The following is a 15,598-nucleotide window of genomic DNA, read 5'->3' as shown; positions in this document are numbered from 1 at the left end:
ACGTAATACGCTATTATTTATGCAATATAGTCGAAATGTAATCGTAATATAAACGCTGAAGTTTATTGAAATTATTACCCGTGTTTATTCATCTGAAAATATCTTTTAACTAGGTTTTTAATTATTGGAGATTAAAATGAAATTAGATTGCTTCTCAATTAGTTTGGCAGTGAAAGATTTGCAAGTCTCACGAGACTTTTATGAAAAGTTAGGCTTTAGTGTTTTCGCTGGTGAAATGTCACATCACTATTTAATTATGAAAAACGGTTCAACGAATATAGGTCTTTTCCAAGGCATGTTTGAAGGCAACTTGTTGACCTTTAATCCTGGCTGGGACCAAAATGCACAAGCATTAGAGAGCTTTACTGATGTTAGAGAGTTACTCGGTAAAGTAAAAGCAAAAAATATAGCCGTGACTCATGAAAATATTGATGCTGAGAAAGGCCCAGCGAGTTTTTCAATTGTAGACCCTGATGGAAACACTATTTTAATTGATCAGCACCGCTAAATGTTAAGGCATAAGCTTTTCAAGTTCTTTACGTTAAAGGCTTGGGCTTAATTCATTTATATTATTTATATTCGGCAAAAAATGCTATTGAAACAGAATTCTTAGTGCTACTTTTATACTAAATAGCCTTACAAATCGGTAATGTAAGGCCGATTATTCAGCCATGTTTTCTGTAAGTTATGCACGCGCTATTAAACTTAACAGCACCTAAAGCGCTGTCTATATTTAACTATTTAACAGGCTATTGTGTATAAGTTGTTTACTCAACAATGCGCTTAAATGGCGGTAAAGAGTTGAGTAGGTCTTTACCGTAGCGTTTATTAACCACACGTCTATCCATTAAAACGATAACACCGTAATCTTTTTCATTTCTAAGCAGTCGCCCAGTGGCTTGAATAAGTTTTTTAGATGTTTCGGGAACCGAGATAGACATAAACGGATTACCACCTTTAGCAATAATGTATTCAGCTTGTGCTTCTTCTACGGGAGACGATGGAACAGAAAAAGGTAATTTGGTAATAATTACATTAGTAAGGTATTCGCCCGGTAAATCTAACCCTTCTGAAAAGCTTTGTGTGCCAAAAATTATACTGTTTTGTTGTTTATCACAAAGTGCTTTATGGGTTTCAATAATTTTTTGTCGAGACTGCTCACCTTGCACTAAAATGCTAAGTTTGTTTTTTTCACGCAGGGCTGTCACCACTTTATCCATTTGCCAGTACGAAGAAAACAACACTAATGTTGCTTTACCACGTTCAATTTGAGCGGGTAGTTTAGCAATAAGTTCATCAGTAAATGCATCTGCACTGGGTTCGTGTTGCATTTTAGGCATTATAAGCTGAGCATTGTTTTGATAGTCAAAAGGCGAATCAACTTTTTGATATTGACTGCCGTCGTCGTTTCTTAAGCCTGCTTGTCTTCGGAAATGGTCAAAAGAATTTAAAGCCAAAATTGTAGCAGAGCACAATACCGCGCCTTCACACTTCGACCAAAGCATATCTTCTAAAGTAAAGCCTACTTCGATAGGCGAACCACTTATAAGATAGTCGCTACGTTTACCTTCAATTTGCTCTAACCAACGGGCCATTGGCGCGCCTTTTTCACTGTCGGTTTTCGCATACATTTGCCAAAGTGCATTAAAGCTTTCTAAGCGTTGGATCATAAAACCCGACTCGGCTAACAAAGGCTCAGCTAAATACATTTGGGTGTCGCCATCTTTAACCGACTCCATCAACATGTTATATAGCTTGTTTAAATGTGCTAAACATTTTTTAGAACTTTCGCTTAAATCTTCTGCCCAATCTTTTAAAGATTTAGGAATAATACCGTTCTCGAAACGATATTGAAGCGCTTGATTTTGACTTTGTTTTATTGTGCTATTAGACGATGATTGATGAAAATAAAGACTGCGATTATTATCAATAAAGCTCAGTACTTTTTGCATGTCACCCAAAATATCGTGGCAATCATCAGCTAATTTTATCGAAGGAGAGATTGCGCTGTTCGATTTTACTAGCTTAGCTATTTTATCACCGGTTTCTTGCAACTTGTTAAGCCAGTCAATGGCTCCCTTGATGGTAATGCTTGCACTAGAGTGGTCACGCGTTACTTTTGGTAGGTGGTGAGCTTCATCAATTATGTAAAAAGTGTCTTCAGGTGCCGATAAAATTCGGCCACCACCGAGCTCTAAATCGGCAAGTAATAAACTGTGATTTACCACCACAACATCTGCAGCTTCCATACTCTCTCTGGCTTTATGAAATGGACAATGGCTATGCTCAGATAAGTGTTTTAAGCAACTGTGTTTGTCGGCCTGAATTTGTTGCCAAATATGATGATTTACCGGCTCAGGCCAAGCGTCAATATCGCCAGGCCAGGTATTATCGGTAAGTGCTTTATGCATTTTATTTAACGTGCGAATATCGCTGGCTTGTGGTTTTTCAGCAAAGGTAAAACCTGCTTGAGGACTATCGTCGTTTGCAACCGCTTGCGCTAGTTTTTGTCGACAAACATAACGTTGTCGACCTTTGGCAAGGGTAAAGTTAAAATCTAAACCACTGTGTTTTTTTAAAAAAGGTAAATCTTTATCGACTAATTGTTCTTGTAAGGCAACAGTTGCCGTGGCAATACATACTTTTTTGTTACGACTTAATGCCAGAGGAATAGAGCCTAAAGCATAAGCTAATGACTTACCTGTGCCTGTACCTGCTTCAATAGTAATTATTTTACGGGCTTTGTCGTAATCGCCAGCTAATGTTTTAGCTATTTCAGCAATTAAAAAGGTTTGTTGCTTACGCGGATTAAAGTTGGTTAGGTTTTCACCTATGGCTTTGTAGGAAGTTCGAATAACTTGCTTAATTTTATCGCTTAACATCGCGGCTGTAGTTTCCTATCGACAATAGATGATTTACACTGCTGTATATATTAACAGTTTGTTATGAATAATTAGAACCATTAATGCAAATTTCTGAACAACAATTTATTGCACAAGCCGAGTCGCTAGATAATCAACGTGGTTTTTTACTCACGCGTAGCGCTAACGATCGCAATAATAATATCGAAATAACCTTATGGCTAAAAACACCACAGGGCCCAGTGCAGTTAATTATTGATAACGAACGTGCGGTGTTTTTTGTTGAAGTAGATGATGTAAATCATGCGAGCGATATTTTGCTTAAGCAAGGTATTAAAGTAGCTGAAATAAAACCGCTAACCTTAAAAACATTTAATCAAGTACAGGTAGCTGCGGTTTACTTTTTAACCTTAAAAGCATTTTATCAAGCTCGAGAAGCGCTGAAGCAAAAAGGTATTAAGTGTTACGAAGATGATATTCGACCCGATGATCGCTTTTTAATGGAGCGCTTTATTACGGCCGATATTACTTATGCGGGGCAACAAGCACAATTAGCAAGATATTCTTCCCTTAGCCAAGCAACTAGTTTATATAGTAACTGCTATCAACGTTTTGAGCAGGTTAAGTGCAAACCTATTGATAAAAAAAAGCAAACCGACATTACACTTTCAACCGTTTCACTTGATATAGAATGCTCTATATCGGGCGAGTTGTACTCTATTGGTTTGTACAGCGAAGATTGTCAGCAAGTCATGATGATTGCAAATGAGCAAGAGATTGCTCGCGAGCAAACTAACTCACAAACTCAAACCATAAATAGTGATGTTGATATTGCATGGCAACCCGATGAACGACAGCTATTACTGAGTTTACTCGCTTGGTTTACTGAGCACGATCCTGATATTATTATTGGTTGGAATGTTATTAATTTTGATTTTAATTTATTACAAAAACGCTATGATTTATATGGTATTAAGTTTGCCATCGGGCGAGATGGTAGAACACCTTATTGGCGTACCAATAAAGCGAGCGAACAGCAATTTATCGAAATTAGTGGCCGTGTGATCCTCGATGGTATTGATTTATTAAAAACCGCAACTTATAACTTTCCCAGTTTTTCTCTCGATAATGTAGCAAATACTTTGCTCGGTATAGGTAAAAAGGTTGACGATGTTGATAATCGCCTGCAAGAAATAACCGATAATTTTCATCATAATAAAACAGCGCTAGCCGCTTATAACCTAGAAGATTGCCGTTTAGTTATATTGATATTTAAGCATACTCAATTATTAGAGTTTGCCATGCTTAGGGCGCAATTAACTGGTTTGTCGATCGACAGAATAGGAGGCTCGGTAGCCGCTTTTACCAATTTATATTTACCGAAGTTACATCGAAGTGGTTATGTTGCTCCTAACATGGGTGATGGCGATCAAGGATTTGAATCACCAGGTGGCTTTGTTATGGACTCAACCCCTGGGCTTTATCAAAATGTGTTGGTATTAGATTTTAAAAGCCTATACCCAAGTATTATTCGAAGCTTTAACATTGACCCTATGGGTTTAATTGAAGGATTAAAATCACCAGAGTCAGCAATAGAAGGCTTTGATGGTGCTTACTTTTCAAGAGAGAAACATTTTCTGCCTGATATTATCACTGAGCTTTGGAAAGAGCGTGATATTGCCAAAAAAGATAAAAACGCCGCCTTGTCCCAAGCAATAAAAATTATTATGAACTCGTTTTACGGCATTTTAGGTTCAACAGGTTGCCGATTTTTTGATCCACGCTTATCGGGCTCTATAACCAAACGAAGCCACAGTATTTTAAAAACCACCAAATTATGGATAGAAGCTAAAGGTTACCAAGTTATTTACGGCGATACCGACTCGATATTTGTGCATGTGGGGGATGAAAAAACGGCAGAAGAAAGCAGGGCACTAGGTAAAACATTACAAAGTTTTATTAATGAACAATGGCAAGCACTACTGTTAGAACAATTTAATATTGTCAGTGAGCTCGAAATTGAGTTTGAAACCCACTTTATAAAATTTTTAATGCCGACTATACGCGGTCAAGATGTTGGTACTAAAAAGCGCTATGCTGGTTTAGTGCAAAAAGGTGAAGAGCAACAGCTTGTATTTAAAGGCTTAGAAAGTGTTAGAACCGACTGGACCGAATTAGCAAAACAATTTCAACGCAGCTTGTATTGGAAAATTTTCAACAATGAACCTGTGGTAGATTATATAAAACAAATGGTTGCTGATACGTTAGCGGGCAAACATGACGACTTACTTTACTATAGAAAACGTTTACGCCGAAAACTTGAACTGTATGTAAAAAATGTACCACCCCATGTGCGAGCAGCAAGATTAGCAGATGAAATATATCAGCAACAGGGTAAACCGCTTAAGTATCAAAATAAGGGTTGGATTGAATATGTTATGACCGTTAATGGACCGCAAGCAAAGGGCTGTAGAAATGCAGCTTTAGATTATCAGTTTTATATTGATCGACAATTATTAGCAGTAGCAGATGCCATTTTACCTTTTATTAACACCAGCTTTGATGAAATTACCAACAGCCAAATGAATTTATTTGAGCACTAGTGAATTGAGCTATTACAAAGAGATTATTCATACGGTAAGTATTCACCCCTCGTTGATGAAACCATTTTATTTTGCAAATAAAGACAATAACTAAGTTATAGCAAAATAAAGCGTGCTTCTTAGGTTAATTCACGTTATAAATAATTATAGATGGCTAGATAGCTAAATAAATATTGCAAAATATTAACTGTGGAATGTATTTATCATGAAAAAAGAAACTAAAATTATTAACGCTGGCCGTAAAAAACAATGGACTCGTGGGGTGGTTAATCCGCCTGTTGAACGCGCTTCAACGGTAGTTTTTAATTCTGTAAAAGAAATGAAACATGCCACGGCGAATAAAACCAATCAGGTATTATTCTATGGCAGACGCGGTACTTCGACAGCTTTCGCATTTAGTGATGCCATGACAGATTTAGAAGGTGGGGCCGGCTGCGCATTATATCCTTCAGGCACTGCCGCTATTACCAATGCCATATTAGCCTTTGTTAACACTGGCGATCATATTTTAATGGTTGATAACGCTTATGAACCTACGCGTGATTATTGCGATAAAGTACTAGCCAAACTTAATATTGAAACCACGTATTATGACCCTTTAATTGGCAAAGACATTGAGTCATTAATTAAACCCAATACTCGCGTTATTTTTCTAGAATCTCCGGGCTCAATTACCATGGAAATTCAAGATGTACCTGCTATAGCCGAAGTAGCACACCGCCACAACTGTATTGTAATGTTAGATAACACATGGTCTGCTGGCGTTAATTTCCAACCGTTTGATCATGGTGTTGATGTTTCAATACAAGCGGCAACTAAATACATTGTTGGCCATTCAGATGTAATGTTAGGTACGGCCACGGCCACCGAAGAGCATTGGCCACAATTACGCGAAAGCAGCTACATCATGGGGCAATGTACATCGCCTGACGATTTATACCTTGCTATGCGTGGTATTAGAACTTTAAGCGTACGATTACAGCAACACCAAGCCAGTGCATTAAAAATAGCCAATTGGTTATCTGCACGTGCCGAAGTTGAAACCATTTTGCATCCTGCACTGCCTTCTTGCCCAGGCCATGAATTTTTCGAACGTGACTTTACCGGCTCAAATGGCTTGTTTTCTTTTGTATTAAATAAAGGCAATCAAGCCGCGTTAACAGCATTTTTAGATGGTATGGAACACTTTAAAATGGGGTATTCATGGGGCGGTTTTGAAAGCCTTATTTTAGGCATTTCAAACGTAAAAAAAATGCGAACAGTAACCGATTGGCCCTATGAATACCCGCTGATCCGTTTACATGTGGGCTTAGAAAATGTAGATGATTTAATTGAAGATTTAGAACAAGGCTTTGCACGGTTTAATGACGCTTTATTGTAAGGCGACTTATGCTGTTCACCTGATATAAAAGTAGTTAACCTGCTTTATATAAAATTAGAAAGCGTCAAAGCATAAGGCAGGCGCTTTATTTTCATTATTTCATCAATATCTGCTAAATTATTTAGGTAGTTAAATCACGCTTTTATCCTGAGTGTTAATTAAACATTTCAGCTACACATTTCAGCTATACATTTTTAAAAGTAGGTGTAATTTCAAGTCGATTAATTAGCTGTTTATCCAGAGTTCAGGTTACTTATGACAAATTAGCAGCCTACATTAGTCAATTTGGTAAAGTTTCAGTAAAGTAAATGAGCTTTATTTCAAAAATTTTTTAACTCAAATTATTTAATATTCTTCTGACTATTTAATATTTTTTCTGTCAAATCTCACTCTAAATATCCTGATTAATATCAAGTATGTGACCTTATTTCTTTGGTATTTTAACTCGATAAATATCAAGGGATTTTTAACGTAGTGAACTTGCTATTTTAATCTTACGATTTAATTTATTTACTTTTCTCAAGTTTACAATTCCATATTCTCTACTAGTATGTATAAAAATTAAACAATAACACTCAATCAGTAAAACGGACTTTACTATGAAATATTGCAGCCCAATTTTTATAATTACCTTTCTTTTATTTTCTCTAAATTCAATTGCAAGTACCTATGTTGGCCAAACGAATGGATCGTTTCGTGTCGATGAAACAGGCAGTGCCGCATATAACGTTCCACTTAATATCCCTTCCGGCATCGCTGGCGTGCAGCCTGAACTTGGCTTTTCGTATAATAGTAATGGTGGTGATGGTTTGATGGGGCGCGGGTGGAACTTTTACGGTGTATCGTCAATTTCCAGATGCCCGAAAAATATGACTCAAGATAACGAACAAGGGAATGTTAGTTATTCTGCAAACGATCGCTTGTGTTTAAACGGCCAACGTTTGGTTACTTGGGGTAATCAAACCAATAAAACCTTATCCAACAATAATTATTGGTCGGCAGGTAAATATCACACTGAAATTGACAACTTTAGTATTGTAACCGCGCATGGTAATACTAGCCAAGGGCCAACTGCTTTTACTGTTGAAACAAAATCAGGCGAAATACACTACTACGGCTTGGCTTCAAGCGTGAATACGAATGATAGTATGGGCCAATCTATGTCTATCGGGCTTAAGGTTTATGGTGGCGCTAGTGAAAGCAGTGGCGATGCATTTATTAATGTTGGTAGTAGTAACTTAGCCAAAACATGGGCATTAAAAGCGATTAAAGATGTAAAAGGTAATTATATTGTTTTTCGTTATCATGAAGATTCGGCTAAAGGTGAGCATTATTTAAAAGAAGTTCACTATACCGGTCGTACCGATGGCAAGTCACCCTTTGCTCGCGTGGTATTGAATTATACCGATAATCCTAAATTATTTGTTGGCTGGGCAGCGGGATCTCCGGTAACAATGAGTAAATTACTAGCAAGTGTTACAGTTTTTCAAGATCATGAAGTATACCGTCATTACGCGTTAAATTACTTTACTTCATCTGTATTAGAAGAAAAAAACTACCTAGAAACTATTCAAGAATGTACAGATATAAACAAATATAATTGCCTTCCTGGTACCACATTTGGCTGGCAGAAACCTGTAGAAAAATCTACAAGTTATGTCTGGAGAACTGAGCCTGAAACAGGGTATAGATACCAAAAGGCAATTACCGAAAACTTCACACCTTTTAGTGCATATTCAACAACAAAAGGTAAGTCTGATAATCGAAACTATAATCATATTATTGATTTAAATGGTGATGGTTATTCCGATATTGTTTACCCTTCAGGTAGTCATTGGTATGTAAGGTTAGGGCCTTATTATAATAGCAATACACGACTTTCAAGTATTGGCGTAGCTAAAAAACAGTTTGCTCAAACCATTGATTATAATGGTGATGGCCAACGAGACTTATTGGTCGCTAATAGCGAAACCAGTAACTGGACGATTATTTCTTATGTACCTAGTGTCGCTACTGTAAACAAATGTGAAACTGAACCTAGTTATCAGCATCAATGTGAAAATTTTCAGCAGGCGTCTAATTTAACTATTGTAAATACTGGTGTGCGCGCCACGGGCTTAGAAGGCAATGCACAAGTAGCTGATTTAAATGGTGATGGTTTAGAAGATATTATTTTTAGTAAAAGTGGAAGATTACAGGCTTATATTAATAACGCGGGCAGTGGTAATTTCATTCATGACAGTAATGTTGGTGATTCATCGCATAGTACATCGAGCGAATTCTTCGCAAAAGAGCTGACAAGAAAATCTGCGAATATTAAAAATGCATCTGGTGTTGATGTAAATGGCGATGGTCGCAGCGATCTCGTTATTAAAGTGTCAACTAGAACGCATAGCTGTAGTGTTGCCCCTCGTTATATCATTTACAAAGGAGAGTGCCAAGATGCCGGTGGCACATGGTATATAGACAACGCTTCAATGTATCAATTATTAGTTTCTAACGGTGATAAATACGTACAACAGCAAAACTTAGGTGATCTCAATACCGTTAGAGTGGCAGACTTAAATGGCGATGGCTATACAGATTTAGTCTATCAAATTGGCTCAAATTGGTATTATAGATTATCTAATGGTATTGAGTTTCTTGCTCCGCAATCTATGGGGTTATCGACTAGTGATACTTTAGATCATCTAATGTACTTCATTGATTTAAACAGTGATGGTAGGGCAGATATTCTTTACCCAGCCTCATCAACAAACTGGCATATAATTCTTTCTCGACCAAGCCCGTCAGCCAATAAACTAATATTTGAAAAACGAGGAACTAAATCATTCACTAAAAATTCTGCTGTTCGATTTGGTGACATGAACGCTGATGGCAAAATTGATTTATTAACAACGACTAATGATTCTGGCTGGAAAACTTATTTAGCTTCATACCCTAATAAAAAAGACCATGCGATAAACAGCATCACAAATGGTTGGGGTGTTAATACCGCCATATCATATAAAAACATTACCGACACAAACGTATATTTTAGACAAAACTCTAGTTTTAATAGCAATAGTGATTATTTTTCGCCCAAAGCCGCATTTTATGTAGTTGATAACGTAAGTACTCAAACCTCTTTAACTGATAGTGTTAATGTAGGTTATCAATATGGTGGTTTACTGCTCCATAAAAAAGGCCGTGGATTAGCGGGTTTTGAAGTATTACGCACAACGGATAATCAATCAGGCATAATTACTGAAACTGCTTACCATCAACATTGGCCATACGTAGGTATGCCGTTAAGTACCTTACAAATGAAAAACAATATTATTTTAAATGCTTCAAATAATATTTTAAATTCTAGAACCACTAATAGTGGTGGCATTATGCCTTTTATCTCTACTAGCACAGAGCAAAATAACAGTTTAGGCAGTGATAACAGCCAATATAATATTAGTACCACAAGAAGTGTTTTTTCGTATGACAGCTACGGTAATGTTAACTCTTCTACCATTACCATGTCAGACGCACAAAACAGTACAAATAAACTTGTTACTGATACAACAAACACTTATGGCAGTAGTGTTTTGTATAAACAAAAAGGAAGGCTAACCCATAGTACTGTATCAAAAAGACTTTATGAAAATAATAGTTTAAAAAGTAATATCAGCCGACAAAGTTCATTTACCTACTACTCAGGTAGCTTATTACTTAAATCATCAACGATTTCACCTGAAAATAATAAAACGAAAATCACTAGCACACTTATTTATGATGCGGCAGGTAATAAAGTTGAATCTTGGTCTAGTGCTGCTAAAACTAATACCGGAAGTAACTTTGAAACCAGAAAAAGTTATACCACATATGATAGTCGCTATCGTTATGTTGCCTCAGTTAAAAATCACTTAAATGAGACAACAACATTTAAATATAATGGCGTTTCGGCAAGCTCCGTAAGAGGTTTGATTGATTATGCTGACACCACTGACGCTAATGGATTGCAAGGTCGTAAATATCAAAATCTGCTTGGCCAACCAACTAAAAGTCGACTCACAGGTAAAAGCCAAATATATAGTTACAATTATCAAGACTATTGCGCAAACACTAACTGTGCAAATAGCCAAGCTTTTGTTCGTATTCGAAAGTTAAGCGATGGCCGCCCTGAAAAACAAAAATTCCTTGATGCCTGGGGCCGCGAAATAGAGTCGCGAGTTAAATTACAAGATGGTAACTGGAGTGTTTCTAAAGCTACCTATGACCAACAAGGAAGAGTTGAACGAAGTTATGAACCAGGTAAAAACAGCGCGAGTAATTATTATACTCAGCCCACTTATGATGATTTAGGTCGAGTAATACAAACCCGCAATGCAAATGGGGGCTATGCTGAAGTTGAGCGTTATGGTCTGCAAAGTGTTCAAATTAATGATAAAGGCCATCGCACAGAAATAATAAAAAATTATTTAGGCCAAAACTTTCAAATATTCGATGCTATAGGGAATGAGCTTAGGTATCAATACAATGCTTATGGTCAATTACTAAACGTTCGTGCAATTAACACGAGTAATGTAAGTAGTTTACGCACTTCAAATACCTATGATGTTTATGGCAATAAACTGACAACAAATGACCAAGATAAAGGTTTATGGCGATATAGTTATAGTGGGTTTGGAGAGTTATTAAATCAAACCGATGCTAAGTCACAATCAGTAAGTTTTACTTATGATGTTTTAGGAAGAAAAACAAGGCGTTATGATGCTAGTGGTACGGTTTGTTGGGACTTTGGTAATAATAATGACAAGTCTAGTTACAGTGTGGGTAAACTTAAAAAGTTACGTTACTTTGAGGGACAAAACCAAGCTTGTAGCACAGCAACGCCTTCAAGTTACATGCAAACTCAAACATATCATAGTTACGGTTTACCTTATCAGCAAACCCTTAAAGTTGAAGGTATAAACTACACATCAACAACCACACACGATAATTTTAATAGACTTTATACCAAAAGTTACCCAGCTAATAATTTTATAGTCAGAAATACCTATCAAAATGGCTACATGAATAAGCAATTAAATCATCGAAATGGTCGTGTTTATCGTCATGTCGAAAACGTTAATGGTCGAGGTCAAGCCACAAGAATTAAATTTGCTAATGGTACATCGGAGTCTCTTGATTATTACGCGGATACTGGTTGGTTAAAGAGTGTAGATGCAAATAAAGGCATATTGACTTTACACGGCTTTGATTATCAATACGACAAAATAGGTAATCTAAGCGAGCGCAACGTATTTTTTGGCTTAGGAAATCGTAGTAATTTTTCTGAACATTATACTTATGACGACCTAAGTCGCATTACAAATCGCAGTATAGCTATTTCAGATGCTGGCGATGGTGTTGGTATAGATCCAGTTGATCCAATAGACCCATGTAATGGTGGTGGGGGTGGTGGTAATTTATTATTAAGCCAATCTATGATGAAAGTTACCTCAGGAATGAGTTTTACTAAGCCAATGCCAGGGCCCGCTCCATTACCTCCTGCCTGCTTAGATGGAGCTGGGGTAACAATGGCAAGCGCCTCAGTTTCTGATAACACTAATAATCAATATTATCAATTACCGAGTCGATATCGAATGAATGAAATCTATCGCTATGACGATTGGGGGAATATTAAATATAAAACTTCTATAGGCTATTATAAATATGACAACAATAAAACAAATCGTTTATTAGGTGTTTACCAACGCAGCAATTACAGTGGCCAGCAACGAAACAGTTTGACTTATGACAACAATGGTAATGTAGTAAATGATGGTAAGCGAATTTCAAGCTATACTAATTTTGATAAGCCTTATTTGATTAGCCAAGGTACTAGCAAAACAGCATTTACCTACGGACCAAACAGAGAAGTATATAAACGCGTTGATACGCGAAGCGGTAAACAGACTAAAACCCTATATTTAGGGGGATATGAACAAGTTAAATTACCCAGCGGTATTACAGAGCATAAGTTTTACGTAGGTAATGTAGTGATAACCGAGCGTAGTAATAATGCTAACGATGAGTTCTATTTACATAAAGATCATCAAGGTTCAACCACATCGATAACGAATGCCAGTGGTAGCCTAGTACAACAATTTATATACGACCCTTGGGGCAAGCAATACAACGTACACAGTAATAGTATTTTTAGTGCCTATTCAAGCCCAGGTATTAGTAGGGGGTATACGGGTCATAAAATGATTAATGATATGGATATTATTCATATGAACGGTCGGACTTATGATCCTACGTTGGGGAGGTTTTTGCAGGCTGATCCGCATATTCAGGCACCGATGAATAGTCAGAATTATAACCGCTATAGTTACGTGCTGAATAACCCGATGAGTTATACCGACCCAACAGGTTACTTTTTTAGTAAGCTTTGGAAGAAGGTTAAACCATTTATTGGAGCGATTGCTGCTGTTGTTGTTTCCATATATTGTCAGGGATGTGGTGCTACGATGTGGAATGCTGCTATGACAGGTGCTGCAATTGGAGCAGGAAGTGCGGCAATTAATGGAGGTAATATATTAAAAGGAGCCTTTACAGGGGCTTTAGCGGGGGCTGCATTCCAACAAATAGGGGCCAATTTTAATGGTGCGGAAGGAAGCGGTTTTTTTGCTGAAGGTGGCTTAGGTCATATAGCTACGCATGGTGCAACTGGTGGTGTAATGTCTGTCTTACAAGGAGGTAAGTTTGGGCATGGATTTCTAGCCGCAGGTTTAACCAAAGCTCTTAATATCAATAAAATAATTGGTACAGCGGCTAAAGATGCAGGATTAAGGGGTGCTGTTGCTGCTGTTGTTGGTGGTACTATTTCGAAAGTTACTGGCGGGAAATTTGCAAATGGCGCTATTACTGCGGCATTCGCTCAAGCCTTTAATGGTGAATCCCAAGCAGAAATGATTGAAAAGAATGCATTACAGTTTCGGGAAAGAATAGCACATTTAAACACTAAATATCGTGAAGATAGAAGTGTGATTGCAGGGTGGAGTGAAGAATTAGGTTTAACAAAAAACCCAATGTCTATTGTAAATAGTAGAAATAATGCAAATGTATTTCAAACCTTAATTGTTGATGAAATGTCTTCAATTGTGACCAGTGAGGCTTTAAGTGCTATGGCAAAAATTGTAGGAATGAACGAAACCATTTCTGGAGATAATTTAACTCAAGCAGCACAAGCAGTAAGTCCAGTGGCGCCTAAAGCAGGTATATATGCTCAAGCTATGGGGGCTATTTCATTAGCAAATAGCGCAACAATAATGAATGAATTTTTAACCCCTAACTCTGATTTTTTACAATTTAATAGGGATATGGATGCAATGTATATAGAGAGGTACAAAAAGTGATTTTTAATAAAATAATATTACTCTTATTTTTTGTATGTATTTTATCATATGGTATCGGCACTAAAGCATGCTCTTTGACAGAAAAACAATTACGTATTGTGAATATTAATGTGATTAAAGATCACAGAGAAAAAAACAATTTAGATATATTTAAATTACATTATAAAAAAATTCAACCTCTCGGGTGGGTTTATGTATTTGATGAGTATAACTATACATATGAAACTTTAAATATTTTAGGGAAGAAAAAAACATTTCATTACTTTGAAGATGAGCTTTATGAGTTATTGCTAACTGAGCATACTTTATCTACGGAAGGATATTTTCGAAAACATCAGGAAAAAGAAATGAACTCGTTAGAAATTATTTCTGAAGCAATTAAAAAATTAGCAAGTAATGATTTTGATAAATGCTCAGAACTAGCATTCCATTATTATCTTTCGTACACAAATTATTTTCCAAATCAATCAGCTAAAAAAATAGACTTTTATTTAGATGAGAAATCTATTTTTGCTATTTATGATAATGATTATACCTCTGTACAATTTTTAACTATAAGTAGCATGAAACCAAACAAATTAATTAAAGGGTCAGTTACAAACAAGCTAAATAACATGAATTAAGAATAATAAAAACAGCTCCCCTAATTATTGACTACAAAAATAGCCAACAAGGCTCTTAAGTTGCCCGAAGGTTTGGCTTCTTTGGGAGCAAAGAAATAATTAACAAGACATTTATCCTAAATTGAAAACCCTAAGATCTACGTTAAACTAAAATATCCCCACTACTTTATCGTAAGCGTATGGGGATCGACACCTAGCCGCGCTCAATGTTCCATGGTAACAGTGGTTCAATATTGTTTGCTTGCTCGGCAAAAAATTAACTAGACACCCATTCTAAATTGAAATTACTGAACACTGAACTAAACTAAGAAAACCCCACAACATTATCTCAGGTGAGTTATGGCTACGCCAAGGAAGCAGCAAATTAGTTTAGAAGACACCCCGTATTATCATTGTGTGGCGCGTTGTGTTCGACGCGCTTTTTTATGCGGTGAAGATACCTTATCAGGATAAAGCTTTGAACATCGCCGAGAATGGATAGAAGAGAAGTTACACTTTCTCAGCCAAGTGTTTGCCATTGACGTTTGTGCTTATGCGGTAATGAGTAATCATTATCATGTGGTGTTATTTATTGATGAAGAAAAAGCCCAACAATGGAGTATGAAAGAGGTGATTGAGCGCTGGCACCGCTTATACAAAGGCACATTACTCACACAACAATACTGTCGGGGTGATGTACTGCCAAAACACTTAATGACTATCGTTGAAGCCACCGCTGAAGTGTATCGCAAACGCCTGATGAAAATCAGCTGGT

At 36.8% G+C, this 15,598-nt stretch carries 6 protein-coding genes and 1 pseudogene; 6 read left to right on the top strand and 1 reads right to left on the bottom strand.

Features of this window, described 5'->3' with window-relative positions:
* The first annotated feature begins 136 nt into the window (after positions 1-136).
* Positions 137-508, top strand: coding sequence for a VOC family protein (locus B6A32_RS18220; RefSeq protein WP_085306349.1), 372 nt, complete (start codon positions 137-139; stop codon positions 506-508).
* 259 nt (positions 509-767) lie between these two features.
* Here B6A32_RS18220 and dinG read toward each other — a convergent pair whose 3' ends face one another.
* Complete coding sequence (gene dinG / locus B6A32_RS18215) at positions 768-2,882, bottom strand: ATP-dependent DNA helicase DinG (RefSeq protein ID WP_085306348.1); 2,115 nt, start codon at positions 2,880-2,882, stop codon at positions 768-770.
* An 83-nt stretch (positions 2,883-2,965) separates the two neighbouring features.
* Here dinG and B6A32_RS18210 point away from each other — a divergent pair, with 83 nt between their 5' ends.
* From B6A32_RS18210 to B6A32_RS19645, 5 genes and pseudogenes are all read left to right on the top strand, one after another.
* On the top strand, positions 2,966-5,464 hold the full coding sequence (locus B6A32_RS18210) for a DNA polymerase II (protein ID WP_085306347.1): 2,499 nt from the start codon (positions 2,966-2,968) through the stop codon (positions 5,462-5,464).
* A gap of 205 nt (positions 5,465-5,669) precedes the next feature.
* Positions 5,670-6,845, top strand: coding sequence for a cystathionine beta-lyase (locus B6A32_RS18205; protein WP_085306346.1), 1,176 nt, complete (start codon positions 5,670-5,672; stop codon positions 6,843-6,845).
* Positions 6,846-7,444: 599 nt separating this feature from the next.
* The gene (locus tag B6A32_RS18200; protein WP_085306345.1) at positions 7,445-14,221 is read left to right on the top strand and encodes a toxin TcdB middle/N-terminal domain-containing protein; all 6,777 of its coding nucleotides are present in this window, start codon (positions 7,445-7,447) and stop codon (positions 14,219-14,221) included.
* Complete coding sequence (locus tag B6A32_RS18195; RefSeq protein ID WP_085306344.1) at positions 14,218-14,844, top strand: hypothetical protein; 627 nt, start codon at positions 14,218-14,220, stop codon at positions 14,842-14,844. Before B6A32_RS18200 ends, B6A32_RS18195 begins: the two co-directional genes overlap by 4 nt.
* 540 nt (positions 14,845-15,384) lie before the next feature.
* Positions 15,385-15,598: pseudogene (locus B6A32_RS19645) on the top strand (transposase); the annotation flags it as partial.

Source organism: Colwellia polaris, from assembly GCF_002104515.1.
GTDB classification, from domain to species: Bacteria; Pseudomonadota; Gammaproteobacteria; order Enterobacterales; family Alteromonadaceae; genus Cognaticolwellia; species Cognaticolwellia polaris.
The sequence above is the reverse complement of the archived record's forward strand: the minus strand, read 5'-3'. Positions and strand labels throughout refer to the sequence as shown.

What these genes read in the sequence shown, in the direction of transcription:
- B6A32_RS18200 (WP_085306345.1), top strand. Translation starts at nt 7,445, where the DNA reads ATGAAATATTGCAGCCCAATTTTTATAATTACCTTTCTTTTATTTTCT.
- dinG (WP_085306348.1), bottom strand. Translation starts at nt 2,882, where the DNA reads ATGTTAAGCGATAAAATTAAGCAAGTTATTCGAACTTCCTACAAAGCC.
- B6A32_RS18220 (WP_085306349.1), top strand. Translation starts at nt 137, where the DNA reads ATGAAATTAGATTGCTTCTCAATTAGTTTGGCAGTGAAAGATTTGCAA.
- B6A32_RS18210 (WP_085306347.1), top strand. Translation starts at nt 2,966, where the DNA reads ATGCAAATTTCTGAACAACAATTTATTGCACAAGCCGAGTCGCTAGAT.
- B6A32_RS18205 (WP_085306346.1), top strand. Translation starts at nt 5,670, where the DNA reads ATGAAAAAAGAAACTAAAATTATTAACGCTGGCCGTAAAAAACAATGG.